The sequence below is a fragment of the Nostoc sp. FACHB-190 genome (assembly GCF_014696905.1).
Classification (GTDB): Bacteria; Cyanobacteriota; Cyanobacteriia; order Cyanobacteriales; family Nostocaceae; genus Nostoc_B.
The window spans coordinates 41810-58804 of the sequence record NZ_JACJQW010000006.1 but is presented as its reverse complement, the minus strand read 5'-3'; the positions used below and the strand labels follow the sequence as shown (position 1 = coordinate 58804).

Sequence of the window (16995 nt, the reverse complement as noted above, 5' to 3'; positions counted from 1 at the left end):
GTAAAAATATGTTTGAAATCTTTAAAAATCGTCTAGAAATTATCGGTACTCTTGAAACTGTCACAGCTTTGAGAATCAGTGCTGGACGTTCCACAGAACCAATTGGCTCAGATTTACCAGTGATTAAAGATGCTTTTGATAGACCATTAATCCCTGGTTCGAGTTTAAAAGGTGCATTACGTTCACGCCTGGAAAGCTTTCTACGCGCAATTCATCATGATTTTGCTGCTAACCCAGCCCAGGAAACAGAATGGTCAATTCCTCCCGATGAAATGACTAATGTTAAAGAGCGTATCAAAAATTTAACGCCACAAGAAAAAGAAGCTCAATTACACGAATATATTATCAACAACACTGATTTAGTCTCTTCATTATTTGGTTCACCTTGGCTGGCTAGTAAATTTCAAATTCGTGATTTAACAGTCAGCCAACCTGAAGAAAATTGGTTTGGTCAGTATCAAGAACGTGATGGTGTTGCGATTGATAGAGATACAGAAACTGCTGGTGATGGCAAACTTTATGACTTTCAAGTTGTACCAGCCGGGACTCCTTTTATATTTCATGCAGTAATTGAAAATGCCGAAGAATGGGAATTGGGAATGTTAATGATTGGCTTGCACCAATTTCAAACAGAACAAATTCCCCTTGGTGGCGGACGTTCTCGCGGCTTAGGAGTTGTCAAGCTGATAATTGAAGAAATGAAATGGGTTGATGTTCGAGATGAGAATTATAAACGAGATAAAACTTACAAACCACAAACAGACCCAAAGAAAGTACAAGATTATCTCAAATCTTTGATTAATAATAGTTCTAATCCTACTTCTCATGATATTGATACTCAATCTTTAAAACAAGCTTGGGCTGACGCTTTTATTAATCATCTTTCTAGCGAACTTCAAAAACGCACCAACACTACAGCAACTTCTTCTCAATAGAATTATGCACAAGCAATTTGTTAACCACTGCACAATTGACCTGACAATTATTCCAGATGGCCCTATTTTGATTAAATCTGGTCGGGAAGGTGCAGACCCCACTAAACCCCAGATGGAATTTGTCGAAACTTTTCACAATGGTAAATCCATAATTTATTTACCTGGTAGTTCCCTTAAAGGTGCAATTCGCGCCCATGCTGAACGTATTGTGAGAACGGTAGGTCATCCTGAATATGAAAAACCATCTAATACAAAACTGGTTTGGGCGAACAATCCTTTGGATACTGATAAATATGATTATTTATATGAAAATCCTCAAGCTGAACAAGGAGTAAAAAAGAAATTATCTGCACCGAGAATCTACAAAGAATCATCCTTCACAGATCAGATATTTGGTAATATTGCGATCGCCAGCCGTTTCCGCATTGAAGATGCCTATCCTGATACTTCAGTACCACTCAAAATTGAAGAGCGTAACGGTGTCGCCATTGATAGAGTATTTGGTTCAGTAGCACACGGGCCTTTTGATTATCAAGTCTGCACTGCTGGCGCTTTTAAGACCAAAATTCACTTAAAAAACTTTTCCCTCGCCCAGTTGGGATTAATTGCATTGGTGTTGCGTGACTTAAATGCAGGCTGGTTTGGTATTGGATTTGCCAAATCGCGGGGTTTGGGTATAGTGCGTATAGAGTACAACAGTGCTGTTGTCCAGTATCCTGGCTGCATATTAGATGATAAAAACCAAATTTACTCCTTTGGTAGTTCAACACCTTGGGATAAAATTTACCTTTTAGGGGCTGGAAAGTTTCTACAAGGTGATAACGCTAATCCCTATAATTTCCCAACTAACGACACAGAAAAACAAGAAGTAAAAAATGTGGCGTTAACAGCAATGGATTTTAAATTCGGTGTAGAACTGCGTTGGGATAGTGAGAATGGTGTCTCTGATTTATTTACTAAAGCTGTTGGGGCTTGGAGTCACTTGCTGCAAAATGGGGGTGCGGTATGTGCTTCGTAGGGGTAAATCAGCAACCGCTATCGGCGGAAGAATTAGTTAAATTACTGCAAAAATTCTCTACTCCACCGAGTTATTACTTTTTGCGCTGGGCGCATCGGGTAGGAGGATTTTGGCGACTAGGTACGGAAGATGCTGAATATACTAGTTTAGAAGCAGATGTGCGCGATTTGCTACGCAACGCCTCCGGCGATCGCCTGCAACAAAATCTTAACGAAACTTTCCCCAGTCCACAAGGACAGCTATTTAATTCCATATTAGAAATACGCTGGCAGCAAAAACAAGGAAAATATGAGGTTTTAATTCTCAGTTCCCAAGACAAAGCAGAGATTTTGCAGCCTCAAGATGAGGAGAATAATTTTCGCCTCATTAAAGCAGGTCATTGGGAAATTATAGAGCAGAATGTATTATTGCATTCACCTACAGAAACCCGCTTTCCTAAAGATTTGAACTCTGAAGATATCAAAAATATTGCTCAACGTTACTTTAGAGATAAACGCACTGCTACTGTCCATTTTGTTGCATTGACTATTAAAAAATAACATGGCTAGAAATTCTTCCCGTTCTCAAAATTTTGGTGGTTCAAATCAAGAACGTGGCCCCAGACCATACGATTTTGTTTATTTTCCTACAACACCACCAACTCAAAATCAACCGCCTGGACACCATAAATATTTACCAAACCATTTACACGGCACTTTATTTCTGACTTTAACAGTCCAGACAACACTGCATATATCAACAGGTGTAGTGCTGTTGGGCGAGGATATTAATCAAGCAGACATTCCTTTAATCAAAACAATGGTTCAAGGTAATGACAACGAACTATTAATTCAAGGTAGTTCGTTAAAAGGTTGTATTCGTTCAGTTTATGAGGCTATTACTAATAGCCGTGTCGGAGTTAAGCCCAAACAGCCCAATGAATACCCAGAAGAACGTCTACCAGCCAAGGAAAAAAATCAACTTTGTCCTGCTAGTATAGTTTTTGGTGCATCTGGTGAAAAATGGGGATGGCAAGGGTTAATCACCATTCAAGATGCTCATTGTGAAATAACAGGTTCTGAAGTTGGTTTTATGCCTAATCTTTGGCGACCTAGACCTGATGAAAATCAGGCATATTATAATAATGATGGTAAAACTGTTGGTTGGAAATTTTATTATAATATGAAAAATTCCATCGACAAAGGTTTAGATAACGGGATTCCTGTACAAGTAGCATTTAGAAATGATGAATTTAGTACTCAATTAAATTTTAAAAATCTCAAACCAGAAGAATTAGGAGCTTTACTGATTGCTTTAGGGCAAGATAAAAATTATCCCCTAGTCTTAAAGGTTGGTGCTGGTAAACCCATAGGAATGGGAAGTATGACAGTAGCCATCACTGAAGCAGAAATAGTACAAAATCAAGCTGATTTATATAATCGCTATACGTCTTTAAGTTTACCATCTAGTCAACTCTTAACCGATGAATCTTTGCAAGCTTTCATACAAAGTAAAATCCAACAAGCACACGAAGCGTTAATTGCTCAAACTCAATTACAAAAATTATCAGAAATCCTCAATTCTTCTACAAATCGCATACCTTATGAAAGTTATTAATTAAATAATATGACTAATATACTTGATGAACATTTACAAATAGCTCATAAAATTGCTAAGTTTTTGAATAATGAGCAAAAACGCATTGAACCTGGTAAAGAAGGTATTAGCACTGAGTTAAGTAAATTGATTACTTATCTTGACGCAAAAATTAAGCAAAATTCGTATCTTGATAAAAAATTAAGAAAACCATCAAGGTTTTTTACGTATATTGAACAATTAGTTGAACACGGAAAAACAATTGGGCATAGTAAAAAAACAACCAATTACTATGAAAGTATTAATGAAGTTTGTAATCAATACCTCAGAATTTATGAAAAAAAGCCTTTAGTAATTATCCAAATCTTAGGCTGGTCGCAACGCTTAATGCGGTATTACAAAACAGTAGATGATAATGATAATCTTGATATTTTACCAACTATACAACCAGAATCGAGAAAAACTCTTAAAGCTGTAGAGACTCCCAAAATAACAAAACCTCAGAAAACAGAAGACATAAAAACATTAGAAAGTCCTCAGTTACTCAAACCTGCTAAACCTATACCACCCCAATTAATAGAACCGAAGAAATCAGAAGATTCCAAAAATTTACAACGTCCTAGAACACCAGATTCTCCCAAGCCAATAAAAAATTCTCAACCCGAAGCACCGAAACCTGTAGAACCTCCAAAACCGTGGGAACGGTTTCCTAAAAAACCATCTAAATAAGTTGATATATCTCGATATAAATTTCAATTTAATAATAAGGAAGGCTTATTTATTATTGCTTTTCGCCATAAGCAACATAAGCAGAATCAGCAACAATTCCCATTAAGCTTATAGGTGCATTTACTGGAACATAATAATAATCAACTCGTGCCGCTAAATTATCAATTTCTCTAAACCTTCCTTTCACATAAATTACTAGAACGGTGGTTTTTTCCATCAAAGGCAAAATAGAATCAATTTGGGTTTTTACCTTTTCTTCCCGCTTATTTTCAGCTTCTTTATCTGATAATCCAACAAAATCTTGTCCTTCAAGTAGTTTAGAATTAATCAAATCTAAAACTAAAATATCTCCTAGTGGTTTTTTGGGCTTCCGCTTTTGATTCCAAAACCTAACTTTAGCAAAACCTCTGGCGCGTAATAGCTTACAATCATCGGGTTCTGTTGTATCATCGCTGGGTAAATAATAATCAACAACTGTTGAACCGATTACTCTTTCGCGCTGCAAAGAACGCTTGACACTCTCAATCTCAGCCTGGACTAAATCTGTAATTTTATTTTCTACTTCTCGGTTAATTAATTGACTGGCTAATTTTTTCGCATCATCTAAATTTTTACCTATAGCAAAGGCTAAAAAAGTACCTAAAAAGCCAAATACGACTAAGGTAAATTGCATTGCTGCAACAAATCTGTTAAAGCTTTCACCTAGTTGACCATTGGTAGCCTTGAGAAATTCTAACTGGCTTTTAAGTAGTTCAATATCATTGAGGTTTTTCGCAGGGGTTAATACTGGTGAAGGTGTGGCTGTTGGTGTTGGAGTTTGGGCAATAACCAAATCCCAAAGGTGGGATAAATCAATTGTAGGTAGCCAATCCATAGGTAGTTTGTGTATAGCGATTATTTCTTCATTTAATCATGCGCGATCGCACACATTATTATATTCCCACTTTAACTTAAGCGATCGCACTCCCTTAACAACATTGGAACTACATTAAACAACTACTCCGTATCCTGTGTACGGACGTTTATATGGTGGCTGCAAACCTAAAACAATATCTTCTTTTTGTACTCCCATCTCTAATAGTTCTTGTGCTAAATCCACATCTGTCATATTCTGCTGAATCCAGATTTTATCATTTTTAATATCAAAATGAATAACAGTGTGATACACACGACTTAAACCATTCCACCCTATACGCATCAATTGATAGTGGTCGTGCATTGTATCAAATATTAATTCGTTTTCAATCTCTTCACGTTGAGGTTTATACTTACTGTGTTTTGCTAATATTTCTTGGATAGATTGGCGGTATTGCTCTAGTTTGTCCATCTCACAATCACTTCCATAATTGGATCGTATATTATTAGTTTTAGTTGATGTCGCCGCACGGCAATTTTAGCAAGTTTAGTCTGAAAAAAGGTTTCATAAGCATCAACTGGAACTGCTAAATATAACTGACGTTCTGGTTCGTTTTCTTCCAGTGCAATTTGATTCGCATTATTACCCAATCCAGTAATTGATGATATTTTCATCCCCGTGAGGGGTAATTAATTGAAAACAAGATGAAATCAACAGAACAGAAGAAGCAGAGGTTTTTGTTTCCATCCCCGTGAGGGGTAATTAATTGAAAACCTGAAGATTTATTGTCCCTTGCGTGAGCAGCAAGCTGAGTTTCCATCCCCGTGAGGGGTAATTAATTGAAAACAGATCAAAGATCCAAAGCAAAAAGATGCTGCGGAAATGTTTCCATCCCCGTGAGGGGTAATTAATTGAAAACTGGTTTTTGAGTTAGTGATAGCATTACTGAATGAAAAGTTTCCATCCCCGTGAGGGGTAATTAATTGAAAACTGCAAAGGCGAAACAATACCTTGCAAGTTAAGGCAAATTTGTTTCCATCCCCGTGAGGGGTAATTAATTGAAAACAGCAAAATATCATGAATAGAATCAGGAGCGGCTTTGGTTGTTTCCATCCCCGTGAGGGGTAATTAATTGAAAACTTTTTCAAAAAAAATTAAAACCATCGTAAAATAGGCAGTTTCCATCCCCGTGAGGGGTAATTAATTGAAAACAATTTTTTTCCGCCACTCTCCCAGAGTTGACAGAAGTTTCCATCCCCGTGAGGGGTAATTAATTGAAAACGACGCGATAATTCTATCTCAGCTTGCTAAATGCAAGGTTTCCATCCCCGTGAGGGGTAATTAATTGAAAACGAAGAAAGGGCAGTTTATTGGGAAAATGAACATTCTGTTTCCATCCCCGTGAGGGGTAATTAATTGAAAACCCTACCCTTTTGGAACACTTGCTACAACTGGGTTTGAAAGTGCCATTTTCGCGGGGGGTCTGATTTTACTGTCAATAAGCATACTTTATTGACAATCAGACACCATTACAGACACCTCAAAGCCTTACTGAGTAAGTGATTCGCGGGGGTCAACGGAAGAATCAGGGTTTCAAGCATTGCCTTACCCCCGCGAAAAATTTGCGTGTGAAAAGTAAAAATCAAGACTTTAACTTTCACCAGGAAACGCAATATTAAGTTTTCAAGGTTCTGCTTTCTTGAAACAGAGTATACCAAACTACTCCTCAGTTTTTAAAGCGCGTCTTGCCAACTTGACATAAGTCTTCACTGTTTCATAAGGCATTTCTAAATCTTCTGCCACTACCTGCAACGACTCTCCCATTTCCCGCCTTGCTAAAATTGTCGCCCATTTCGTGGCTATTTCATCTGCTCGTTCTCCACCTGTTCGTTTGCGTCGTGCTTTAAATATCTGTGTTAAATCTTCAATGCGTTTCGCCAAGACAGTTTGCACATCAGGTATATCTTGAACCACTTGAGATGACCAACCAAAACGTGTTTGTCCCAAGCCAAAAGTAGTTTTGTGTCCAGTACCGCAGTAAGGTGCAAGTTTGCCTAAAGCATAAAATAATTGCTCAAATTGTGGCTGCTTGGCTGCTTCCTTTGCCAAAGTTAACTCTATCGCACCAGTAAATCCTGTGACTGCGCCTTTCTTTCCCGCCAGTACCTTTGCAGTTGTAAGTTGACAACGGGTAATCAATACATAATCCTCTACCCAAGCCAAAAAAGCATCCTGGTCAACAGCCATTCCCGAAAAATCATTCCAGCGTCGCAGGTAGCTATGAAATACATTTACTGGTACTGGTAAGGGGAAATGATGACCTTTGCGGCGAAAACTTGTCGGACTGAGAAATTTTAAAGCAATAGTGTCACTATGCTCAGATTCTAGAAGTTGGGCATAAGTTGTGGGAGAATGAGCAATACTAACAGAATGAATTTGCAAAGGTGCATTTCTTAACTCAAGTACTTCTGGCAAATTTTTTACCCACTGCACCATCCATTGTTGCACTCGACGAGATAAAGCTGTGACATACCAACGATAGCAAGTGTTTGCAGATAATTGTATTTGTCTGCCACTACTAATCATCTCTCCATTTAAAGCTGAAATAGTAAAAGGTTTTTCTGACTCACCATCATGGAGGTATGCTGAAAGTTCTGGGTCTTGGGAACGTACTTGTTCCAAAAACCAGGCGTGGAGTCCAATAGTGTACTGTGGGAAGAGGTCACAATCTTTTGCTGGGACTAACTCAAATTCTAAGCCGATTAACTCTGTGTCTGGCGGCCATGTCAGCTTATATGGAGAGGTATCTGCCTTTTTTTGAGAACGTCGAGGCACGGTGTTATTTGAATCACAGTCCTTGTATTTTATCTTGTTTCATCCCCACAAGGGGATAATAAAAAATCCCTAGCAAACGGTTTAGGCGATCGCTAGGGATAATAATATTGTTATGCCACGCTATAAAAACGCAGGTGTTTCGGTAGTCAATCAACTTAAAGCTTTATTCTTGGGTAAATTTCTCACTCCTTGCATATCAAAAATAATCAAAAACTTGATATTTTTGCTTGAATGTTGCAACACTTGTAAATAAGCAACTGCATCATCACGGCGACGAAATCTTGCAATAACATTAGAAATATCGCCAGCATTATCTGACAGTTGTTGATTAGATAAAACCCGAATAATGCACCAAGGATGCAGTTGCTCTTGATAGGTCATTATAACCACCTTGCAAATGTTATAAAATACCCAGAAATTCAGCTTTAAAATTGACTATTATCAAAGTAGCTAATGAGTATTTGTGAAGACATAGCAAGATGCTATTGACAAATTACTTAAACTATGAGTCATGCTGATTAAAGCATAACCAATGCAAAACCTGTTCAGGAATCTCCTCAAAATGTTCTAGAAAAAAATCCATCAAAGCCAAATGAAGTAAATCATTATGTGTGGGATAGCGTCGATTAGAGCTACTTCTGAACCAACCTCTTACTGTTGAATCAGAACGGGAACATATCAAGGCAATTAGTTCATAACTTACAGACCATTTGGCATAAAATTGTGCTGGTGTCATACTCAATTCCCAATTGCTATAGAGTAAAATCAGACGTTGTTCGCGTGCGCTGATTCGACGAAGATTAGACATAGTGAATAAGTAAAAAGTAAAAAGGCAAAAGAAAGAGCCAAGATTAGAAGTCGTAAAAAGTGGTAGGTTGGGTGTAACGAAGTGAAGCCCAACATTATTAAGACTTATGCAACTGGCAATTTTTCCTGTAGGGTGTGTGACGCAGCAAGAAGATTTGAACGTAGTCATGAGACTTATAGCGTCACGCACCAACCACCAATTACGACACCTGCATAAGTCCTGATTATTTAACGTGAGTTGGACAGAACCTAACCCCAACCCTGCTTGTAGCTAAAGCTGCTCAAAATCTATAACTGAGTACCAAAAAATGAGGGTCTTAAGCCTCTCCCCGCGTCGGGGAGAGGTTTGGAGAGGGGTTCTTCCAAATTTATTACATGATTAGTGAGAATCTAAATGTGTGATAATGATGCTTTTTTCCTCCGTATAATGCCAGTAAAATCTTTTCGCCATTGATGCAGAAGAACTCCAAATTTCACCATCTTTGCAGTAATAGCGATGGGTTCTTAAACTGCGATATGCAGGGCCATTATTAGCGAAACATTCAAAAGCTTTATCGTATTGTTTGCGGTCTTTTAGAGATAACGAATCAAGTTGTTTTTGGGCTTTTGCAGCGAAAATCAAACGGAATTTAACAGCTTGAATGTGCATTCAAAAGTTTCCAAATGTGCAAACTCGACCGAAAGGCTAGAGACAGTTGCACAGGTGGAGCGCGTGCTTTTTTCTCAGCGTTCATTTTGCGATAATTTATGTGGGTAAGTAGTTAAACATAATTAATTACACAAAGTCATTGCGAATGGAGCGAAGCGAAATGAAGCAATCGCAAGGGCTGGGATTGCTTCGCTTCGCTCGCAATGACTGTAATTAATTTTGCGTGGTTACTTAATACTTTGTTTGCGGTTGCGTGAGCTAAACTATAAACGCCGCGTCATCTACTACAAACTCAGGTTGCGTTCCCAATACTGCGACCTTGCAACGGTTGTGTGCAGACATGGGATAGAATCTCACTTGGTCTTCGCGTTTATTCACAAGTCGAAACAGGTATTTGGATAAAGTTTCATATTGATTTTCATCCAACACACACTCAAAAACCGACTTCTGCACCCGCAAACCATAAGACTCTAAAAGTTTTGCGACTTTGTTGCGACGTGTATCACTAACAATGTCGTAACAAACTAAATAAAACATTATTGTTTCACCAGCTTTAGAGGAACAGTTGGCGGTTTAGTAGTGTTGATGAAATCAGAATTTGCAGGATGAAACTTCAACGCCAAGGGACGATAAAATTCTACATCTCCCAGTAAAGATGCAAGATATTCTCGCACCTGTAAATCAAGACATTGGCGATAACTTATTTCTCCACCATAAGGATGTAGCACAAAAGTGCGTAGTTTTCCTTCCCAATGTTGGAGAAACTTTTGCAGAAGTTTGTGTGAGTGGTTTTTCCCGTTACCATTACCATTACCATTAGTATTAGCTAAATTTCGGACAAAATTGAGCACCAAGTCATCAACCATCAGTGCGCGAAATTCTGCGGTAAAGTCCCATGCTAAAGGTAGTTCATCATGCTCTTTGTGGTGTAAAATTGCATAATTGGGGTCGAGTCCTACTGTATTTAGCAGTGTGTAAATATATTGGTGTAGCAGTTGGTTGCCTAAATCGATGAGTCCACTAATACGCTTTCTATTGATATATGGAGAACTATTGTAGAAGCTGAGTAAAGAAGTCAAAGCACAGTAATAAATATTATCAGCTTCTTCGCTGTATTCCTGTAGTTCTTCGATTCCTGGTGCTACTGATAAATTATCCATCAAGAGCATTAGATAATTTAATGCTCTTTGGGTTGTGTAATTAGCATAGTGACGATTCCAGTTTTGCAAAAGAGTATGCTGATTGTGCAGTTTTGCCCAGATAATACTTTCTGCTATAGCGCGGTTAAATTCAGTCTTGCTTGCGTGTCTACGCTGGTAGCTGAAATATTTAGCTCGTGTTTGGGATGGGTTTTCTAGTCTGCCTAAATATTCACCAGTTTGGGTTAGATATAAGACGGGAATCTGATATGAAGTAACAAGTTTAATTACTTCTTTTGGTAAACTGATATTCCCAAAAATGATGAACTGATTGATATTCCGAATTGGAATACAGATGCGTTGATTTTGTTGATGCAACACCTTTAAATATTGGTGTTGAATTTGGAATGATACGTCTTGTTCTGTGATGTAAATGGTAGACATAAATTGAAGTCAACTAGGTTTAGTTGTAGGTAAGAAACTTTTCTTTCTTTACCTATGTTTCAATTTTTTCATGTTGATATATGGGTTCATATTTGCGTTTAAGCAATTTTTATATGACTTGGTATATGAGTTATATGAGTTGCTAACAAGGCATTAAAAAAAGCTGGAAATAAGTAACCACGCAAAATTAATTACAGTCATTGCGAGCGAAGCGAAGCAATCCCAGCCCTTGCGATTGCTTCATTTCGCTTCGCTCCATTCGCAATGACTTTGTGTAATTAATTATGTTTAACTACTTAGTATCCCAGACTTAAGTATATCTAAAATAATAAAGTGATTATTTATACTTTTTGTCGATTTAGCCAAGCTTCGAGTTCAGCCACTTCTGAGAAATTTAACAACTCTTCTCCCCATCCAGGGGTAAAAGCACAGTCACAGGTAAAATAGATGTACGCCAAGCCCCCATCCCCAAACCCCACAAACCACCATGAAACAAATTACCCTTGCAGAACTTCCCGAAACTGTCCAAAACCTAATTAACCAAGCTCAAAAAACAGGCGAACCCCTCACTATCATCCAAAATGGTGTCCCCTTCGCCATCATATCCCCCATTCAGAAAAAATCACTCCTGCAAACACTTTCTACCCTTGAACCATTGGACGAAGACTTTGCCGACGTGGACGAAGGATTATTGCCCTTAGAGGGTGTTTGAAAAAAGGAATTAAAACTCAATGAGTTTTTGCAAATTTTAGGAACCATCGGCGTAAAGTTTCCATCCCCGTGAGGGGTAAAGGATTTAAAACTCAAGTATATCAACGTGGTGATACTATCTTTATTCGGTTTCCATCCCCGTGAGGGGTAAAGGATTTAAAACTGGAATCCCATTGATCCTGAGAGTATAAGGATCAAGTTTCCATCCCCGTGAGGGGTAAAGGATTTAAAACTTTTTTGGGTGGTTTTTCTTCGTTAGTTGCAACAGTGTTTCCATCCCCGTGAGGGGTAAAGGATTTAAAACCGGTAGGATTCCAGATTAGTAAAATGGATGGCTGTCAAGTTTCCATCCCCGTGAGGGGTAAAGGATTTAAAACTTCTCATTAGCAGTTGCAAAATTGCTAGAGAGCAATGTTTCCATCCCCGTGAGGGGTAAAGGATTTAAAACACAAGTATTGGGTGCGTTCGCAATTACGGCAACTGGTTTCCATCCCCGTGAGGGGTAAAGGATTTAAAACACTAGTCATGAACTTAAAGGTGACGATTTTTATCGGGGTTTCCATCCCCGTGAGGGGTAAAGGATTTAAAACACAACGCCATTAGGTGTTGCGACAGTCGAATTAATGATGGTTTCCATCCCCGTGAGGGGTAAAGGATTTAAAACCGTGGGTAATTCTAAATCTTATTTTTATTGTTTTGAGTTTCCATCCCCGTGAGGGGTAAAGGATTTAAAACATTTTCCATTGAGGCTGACGGAATGCCCAGCCTGTCAGGTTTCCATCCCCGTGAGGGGTAAAGGATTTAAAACTTCAGGTGAATCAAATTAAAGTGGAGGAGTGGGAAGCGAATGTTTCCATCCCCGTGAGGGGTAAAGGATTTAAAACCCGGCACCAATTCCACAGGACTTCCCAAGTCCAATGGTATTGTTTCCATCCCCGTGAGGGGTAAAGGATTTAAAACACTGTTTCGCCGTCCAAAACACAGACGTTGGATGATGTTTCCATCCCCGTGAGGGGTAAAGGATTTAAAACAAAAGGATTTGTGGAATATTAAAAAACAAGAAAAAGTTTCCATCCCCGTGAGGGGTAAAGGATTTAAAACTCGAAGCTTTCGGTGCCGAATACAAAAAAGGACAATGGTTTCCATCCCCGTGAGGGGTAAAGGATTTAAAACCGAATCTGGTCTGAGAAGGAGCAAGTTGTTGTTGGGTATACGTTTCCATCCCCGTGAGGGGTAAAGGATTTAAAACACTGTTGGGTTTATTCTCTGGCATTGGATTTTTCTGTTTCCATCCCCGTGAGGGGTAAAGGATTTAAAACTTGCAGGCAAAGGAGATTTTTACATTAACATAAAAAAGTTTCCATCCCCGTGAGGGGTAAAGGATTTAAAACGAGCAGCAAAACAAGACGCTGTTCAAGAAAGAAATCGAGGTTTCCATCCCCGTGAGGGGTAAAGGATTTAAAACCCAGAGGGGACAAGAACTCTTGTTCACCGTACCGCTTCTAGTTTCCATCCCCGTGAGGGGTAAAGGATTTAAAACATTTTGCATCAATGCAGCACTTGCCTGATGCAGATCAGTTTCCATCCCCGTGAGGGGTAAAGGATTTAAAACATGATTCTCTTACAGGAAATCATTTTTCAAATCAAAAACAGTTTCCATCCCCGTGAGGGGTAAAGGATTTAAAACCTAATTTTCTGGTTAGCAACCTCAGAAAATTAGCACAGTTTCCATCCCCGTGAGGGGTAAAGGATTTAAAACCCCTTTAATTTTGCTAGGCTTGAATGGTCAAACTATGGGTTTCCATCCCCGTGAGGGGTAAAGGATTTAAAACGGGTATGCCAGGTATGGGTATGCCAGGTATGGGTGCCAATTGTTTCCATCCCCGTGAGGGGTAAAGGATTTAAAACAATTGGCATTTCCTGCTGCTCAGATGCACGTTATAAATGGTTTCCATCCCCGTGAGGGGTAAAGGATTTAAAACTTCGCAATCAAGGTGCATTCGTATGCACTTCTGAGGAGGTTTCCATCCCCGTGAGGGGTAAAGGATTTAAAACTATTAAGGACAGTATCCCTAGTAATGTTAGGGATTTATCTTGTTTCCATCCCCGTGAGGGGTAAAGGATTTAAAACGAATTTGTTTTGGCCGTTGGCCAAAACAATTCAATTGAGAGTTTCCATCCCCGTGAGGGGTAAAGGATTTAAAACCCTACTCTTACAGAGAGCTTACCAAATAAGGCTTACAGAACCATAAAACTGAGGGGGGTCTATTTTTAATGTCAACAAGCCATAGTTATTGACAATAAAGCAGTTTCAAAGCCACTCAAACCCTTATACAGTAAGCCATCTGAGGGGGTCTACGAAACAATCAGCTTTTCAGCCTTTGGATGACCCCCTCAGTTTACATTTCTTTACAAAATGGCTTTAGGAAACTAACCATGTTGATTGAATTTTCATGGTGCAGGCGTTGGTATAAACAATACCATACTAATCAACATGATGCAATTTCTTTATTAAGGTTTCCAAATCATTGGTCGATAGATTTTTACCTCTCCTGTCAGACAAGCTACGTACTCTCGCACTTGTAACTCTAAACACCTGCGAAAACTCACCTTATATCCTGTGTTGGGGTGCGTTAACTCAGACTGCAACTTTTCTTCCCAGTGCTTGAGAAACTTTTTCAACGTATGGGGTTGTAGATATACGCCTCCTTTTTCATCAGGAGAAGTAAAATCATCCTCTGTGAAAATATTGGAATTAATTAAATAAGCCACTAAAGAATCAACTAGTTGAGCGCGAAATTCCTCCATTAAATCGCTAACCAAAGCTGGGTGATTATCGCGGGGAACATGAAGATTCCCAAAGTGACTGTGTAATCCTACAGCTTGGATAAACGAGAAAATATTATGGCCGAGTAACGTATATCCTAAACTTAAAAGGCTATTTACAGGGTCAGTTGGTGGCCGCTTGGTACGCTTTTCAAATTTAAACGCACCAGAAAATAAACTTCCTAATGCTTGAAAATAAACTGTTGCGGCTCTTCCTTCATATCCTCGCAACGCATCCATACTTTCTGCAAAAGGTAATTTATCCATCAAAATATCTAAATCTTTGATTGCTTCTTTGACAAGATTATCGTCAAATTCTGATGATTTTCGGCGTTTTAAACGCATCAATAAAATTCGAGAGTTATGAATTTTAGCTGTCACAATTACTTCTGCTAGAGTTCGTGTAAATTCAGGATTTTGGCAACGTTCAACCTGCAACATCAAATATTCAACCTTAGCATCACCTGAAACTTGTAACCTACCAAAATACCTACCCTTTTGCGATAAATACATAATCGGAATCCTTCGCCGCAATGCCATACTAACAGCACCATGCGAAACATTACAACAACCAAACAAAACTACATTACTCACCCGCATTACCGGGACTTTAATGCGTAATTGACCTTGATAAAAAACCTGAAACTGCTGATTTTTAACGCTTAAATATGCGCCTTGGTCGGTTATATATAAAGTAGTCATAGTATCCTGCCAGTAATGAGATAAAGATGCTCTAGGAAAGTTAATTGGCTTGTCGATACTGCAAGCTTTAGGCGGACGAGAAACTGGTTTTATTGGTCTTGGTTTAGTGCGAAAATAAGGCGTACCCGAATCATTAGTTACCCATTCACCTTTGAGTACAGGTTTGGGTGGTGGCGGTGCATAAACTTCACCGCCAGCAAAGCGATAACCTAAAAAGGTAAACTCATCATCAGGAGTAAAAATCTGTGTCTTCTCTGGTTGGAGAGTTAAATAAACCTCTCCCAACCAAACAGTAATTTTGTCGAGGATGCGGTTTGCTTCTTGCCAACTATTACAAGCAATCACAAAATCATCACCATACCGTACTAAGTTAATACCTTGACTGAGACATTTTTTATCAAAATCAGTCAAATATAAATTAGCCAAAGCACCAGAAAGTATCCCTCCTTGTAACACTCCCTTACCAAAATTGCGATATTGTCCAACAATGATAATTCCTGATTGCAACTGTTGTTCTAGTAACTGTAAGATAATTGGTTCTAGTGATAACTGCTCCAAAAAAGTTAACAACAATGCCCAAGACAGATTGTCAAAAAAATTCGCAATATCAGCCTTAATTATCCATTTCGGTTGATATTGATAGTACCCATATAAATGCTGTACTGCTTGTTGGATATTATGTCCTGGACGATAAGCATAGCTGCAATCTAAAAAGGTATCTTCTAAAGGAAAATACAACTCATCAAGTAGTAATCGCTGGACAATTCTATCCCGCACAGTCGAGATACCAATCAATCGTTTATCACCATTTTTCTTAGGGACATAAAATCCCTTGGCGGGACTGGCTTTGTAAGCTTCATGATTGAGTTGATAGGCAATATTCTGCAATTGTTCGGTAGCCATTGACTCGAATAATTCAACAGAAATCCCATCAACACCCGCAGTCTTACTTCCCGCACGAACTTGCAACCATGCGAAACGCAGATGTTCTAAGGTGAACATGATGAATAAGTTAAAAGTTAAAAGTTAAAAGGCAAAAGCAAGATGGTTTGAAGCTGGATTTAGATCCCCGACTTCTTCAAGAAGTCGGGGATCTAACTAGGTATTTAAAAGGTGTAAAACTTCTTTTAGTACCTTGAATTTAATTGTTGCAGTGCTATATATGAGTTCGTGTCTGGGTTATTGAGTCTTTTATATGAGTTCGTATATGACTGATGCCAATTCAAAAATTATGACTAAGTTTGTTCAAAAGACGTTGCATAGCAACGTCTCTCAATTGAGATTACTGGATGGAAATTTGACGGCTTAAAATACTCATCACCTCATCTGGATTCCCCGTTGGTTGCAATGGACTCCAATCTCCTACGCTGGCGTAACCAATAACTTGCAAATAGTGAATTGTACTGGTGACGGCTTTGGGAGAACCGATGAGCAAATGTTTAATTGGTTCTCGGTGGGGAAATACTGGTTGGGAAATTTGCTTGGGAGTGGAGAAGTGGAAATTTTGTCTTAAAAACTGGACTAATTGGAATTGGGCGAATTTGAGTAATTGTGCCATCATTATCTGTATGCTCCTTTTGTGAGGGGTATAAAAGCGATCGCTCTCTTCTTTGCCGGAATCAGACGATCGCTTTTACCTTTTGTGGGGTTTAGATAAGGGCGGTTGCTTTGTTCTTGAGGGAAAGAAGCGATCGCCTTTATCATGTATTTAATATTAAAGTATAAAATTATACTTGTCAACTACTAATTCCAAAATTTTTATGACTAAT

The 16995-nt window shown here is 38.7% G+C and carries 19 protein-coding genes and 2 CRISPR repeat arrays; of the genes, 6 read left to right on the top strand and 13 right to left on the bottom strand.

Annotated features, from left to right (window positions below; all coding sequences use genetic code 11):
- Window positions 1-8: 8 nt before the first annotated feature.
- The 5 genes from csx7 to H6G28_RS09605 are packed head-to-tail and all read left to right on the top strand — an operon-like array spanning window position 9 to window position 4257.
- Entirely contained in the window at window positions 9-935 is a 927-nt protein-coding gene (gene csx7 / locus H6G28_RS09625; protein WP_190670453.1) for a type III CRISPR-associated RAMP protein Csx7, read from the top strand.
- A 4-nt stretch (window positions 936-939) separates the two neighbouring features.
- Complete coding sequence (locus tag H6G28_RS09620; protein ID WP_190670452.1) at window positions 940-1953, top strand: RAMP superfamily CRISPR-associated protein; 1014 nt, start codon at window positions 940-942, stop codon at window positions 1951-1953.
- A complete protein-coding gene (locus H6G28_RS09615; RefSeq protein ID WP_190670451.1) occupies window positions 1941-2492 on the top strand; it encodes a hypothetical protein in 552 nt (183 codons plus the stop codon). Before H6G28_RS09620 ends, H6G28_RS09615 begins: the two co-directional genes overlap by 13 nt.
- Window position 2493: 1 nt before the next feature.
- Entirely contained in the window at window positions 2494-3549 is a 1056-nt protein-coding gene (locus H6G28_RS09610; protein ID WP_190670450.1) for an RAMP superfamily CRISPR-associated protein, read from the top strand.
- 9 nt (window positions 3550-3558) lie between these two features.
- Entirely contained in the window at window positions 3559-4257 is a 699-nt protein-coding gene (locus tag H6G28_RS09605; RefSeq protein WP_190670448.1) for a hypothetical protein, read from the top strand.
- A 52-nt stretch (window positions 4258-4309) separates the two neighbouring features.
- Here the strand turns inward: H6G28_RS09605 and H6G28_RS09600 are convergent, their stop codons facing one another.
- From H6G28_RS09600 to H6G28_RS36775, 10 genes are all read right to left on the bottom strand, one after another.
- Window positions 4310-5131 carry a hypothetical protein gene (locus H6G28_RS09600; protein WP_190670447.1) on the bottom strand — a complete coding sequence of 274 codons (822 nt, stop codon included), beginning with the start codon at window positions 5129-5131 and terminating at the stop codon, window positions 4310-4312.
- Window positions 5132-5245: 114 nt separating this feature from the next.
- Window positions 5246-5584 carry a XisI protein gene (locus tag H6G28_RS09595; RefSeq protein ID WP_015113645.1) on the bottom strand — a complete coding sequence of 113 codons (339 nt, stop codon included), beginning with the start codon at window positions 5582-5584 and terminating at the stop codon, window positions 5246-5248.
- Window positions 5572-5763 (bottom strand): element excision factor XisH family protein, encoded by a 192-nt coding sequence (locus tag H6G28_RS09590; RefSeq protein ID WP_242048246.1) that lies wholly within the window; start codon window positions 5761-5763, stop codon window positions 5572-5574. The genes H6G28_RS09595 and H6G28_RS09590 overlap by 13 nt, the downstream gene beginning before the upstream one ends.
- 16 nt (window positions 5764-5779) lie before the next feature.
- Window positions 5780-6537: direct repeats of the CRISPR family, unit length 35 nt; unit sequence GTTTCCATCCCCGTGAGGGGTAATTAATTGAAAAC.
- 295 nt (window positions 6538-6832) lie between these two features.
- The gene (gene cas6, locus H6G28_RS09585) at window positions 6833-7948 is read right to left on the bottom strand and encodes a CRISPR-associated endoribonuclease Cas6 (protein ID WP_190670445.1); all 1116 of its coding nucleotides are present in this window, start codon (window positions 7946-7948) and stop codon (window positions 6833-6835) included.
- Between the two features lie 150 nt (window positions 7949-8098).
- Window positions 8099-8329, bottom strand: a complete 231-nt coding sequence (locus H6G28_RS09580; protein WP_190670444.1) for a hypothetical protein — start codon at window positions 8327-8329, stop codon at window positions 8099-8101.
- Window positions 8330-8450: 121 nt separating this feature from the next.
- A complete protein-coding gene (locus H6G28_RS09575) occupies window positions 8451-8756 on the bottom strand; it encodes a hypothetical protein (RefSeq protein WP_190670442.1) in 306 nt (101 codons plus the stop codon).
- Window positions 8757-9134: 378 nt separating this feature from the next.
- The gene (locus tag H6G28_RS09570) at window positions 9135-9404 is read right to left on the bottom strand and encodes a hypothetical protein (RefSeq protein WP_190670441.1); all 270 of its coding nucleotides are present in this window, start codon (window positions 9402-9404) and stop codon (window positions 9135-9137) included.
- A gap of 258 nt (window positions 9405-9662) precedes the next feature.
- The gene (gene cas2, locus H6G28_RS09565) at window positions 9663-9941 is read right to left on the bottom strand and encodes a CRISPR-associated endonuclease Cas2 (RefSeq protein WP_190588575.1); all 279 of its coding nucleotides are present in this window, start codon (window positions 9939-9941) and stop codon (window positions 9663-9665) included.
- Window positions 9941-10987 carry a CRISPR-associated endonuclease Cas1 gene (gene cas1 / locus H6G28_RS09560; RefSeq protein WP_190670440.1) on the bottom strand — a complete coding sequence of 349 codons (1047 nt, stop codon included), beginning with the start codon at window positions 10985-10987 and terminating at the stop codon, window positions 9941-9943. Before cas1 (H6G28_RS09560) ends, cas2 begins: the two co-directional genes overlap by 1 nt.
- Before the next feature lie 341 nt (window positions 10988-11328).
- Window positions 11329-11445 (bottom strand): DUF4351 domain-containing protein, encoded by a 117-nt coding sequence (locus tag H6G28_RS36775; protein WP_242054509.1) that lies wholly within the window; start codon window positions 11443-11445, stop codon window positions 11329-11331.
- A 29-nt stretch (window positions 11446-11474) separates the two neighbouring features.
- On the opposite strand from H6G28_RS36775, the gene H6G28_RS09555 reads away from it, so the two are divergent.
- Complete coding sequence (locus tag H6G28_RS09555; RefSeq protein WP_190670438.1) at window positions 11475-11699, top strand: type II toxin-antitoxin system Phd/YefM family antitoxin; 225 nt, start codon at window positions 11475-11477, stop codon at window positions 11697-11699.
- Between the two features lie 56 nt (window positions 11700-11755).
- A CRISPR array of direct repeats spans window positions 11756-13904; the repeat unit is 35 nt; unit sequence GTTTCCATCCCCGTGAGGGGTAAAGGATTTAAAAC.
- A gap of 305 nt (window positions 13905-14209) precedes the next feature.
- Here H6G28_RS09555 and cas1 (H6G28_RS09550) read toward each other — a convergent pair.
- The 3 genes from cas1 (H6G28_RS09550) to H6G28_RS09540 form a co-directional block, all read right to left on the bottom strand.
- The gene (gene cas1 / locus H6G28_RS09550; protein WP_190670437.1) at window positions 14210-16228 is read right to left on the bottom strand and encodes a CRISPR-associated endonuclease Cas1; all 2019 of its coding nucleotides are present in this window, start codon (window positions 16226-16228) and stop codon (window positions 14210-14212) included.
- Between the two features lie 280 nt (window positions 16229-16508).
- Entirely contained in the window at window positions 16509-16787 is a 279-nt protein-coding gene (locus H6G28_RS09545; RefSeq protein WP_190588578.1) for a hypothetical protein, read from the bottom strand.
- The gene (locus tag H6G28_RS09540) at window positions 16787-16966 is read right to left on the bottom strand and encodes a hypothetical protein (RefSeq protein ID WP_190670436.1); all 180 of its coding nucleotides are present in this window, start codon (window positions 16964-16966) and stop codon (window positions 16787-16789) included. The genes H6G28_RS09545 and H6G28_RS09540 overlap by 1 nt, the downstream gene beginning before the upstream one ends.
- Window positions 16967-16995: the final 29 nt, after the last annotated feature.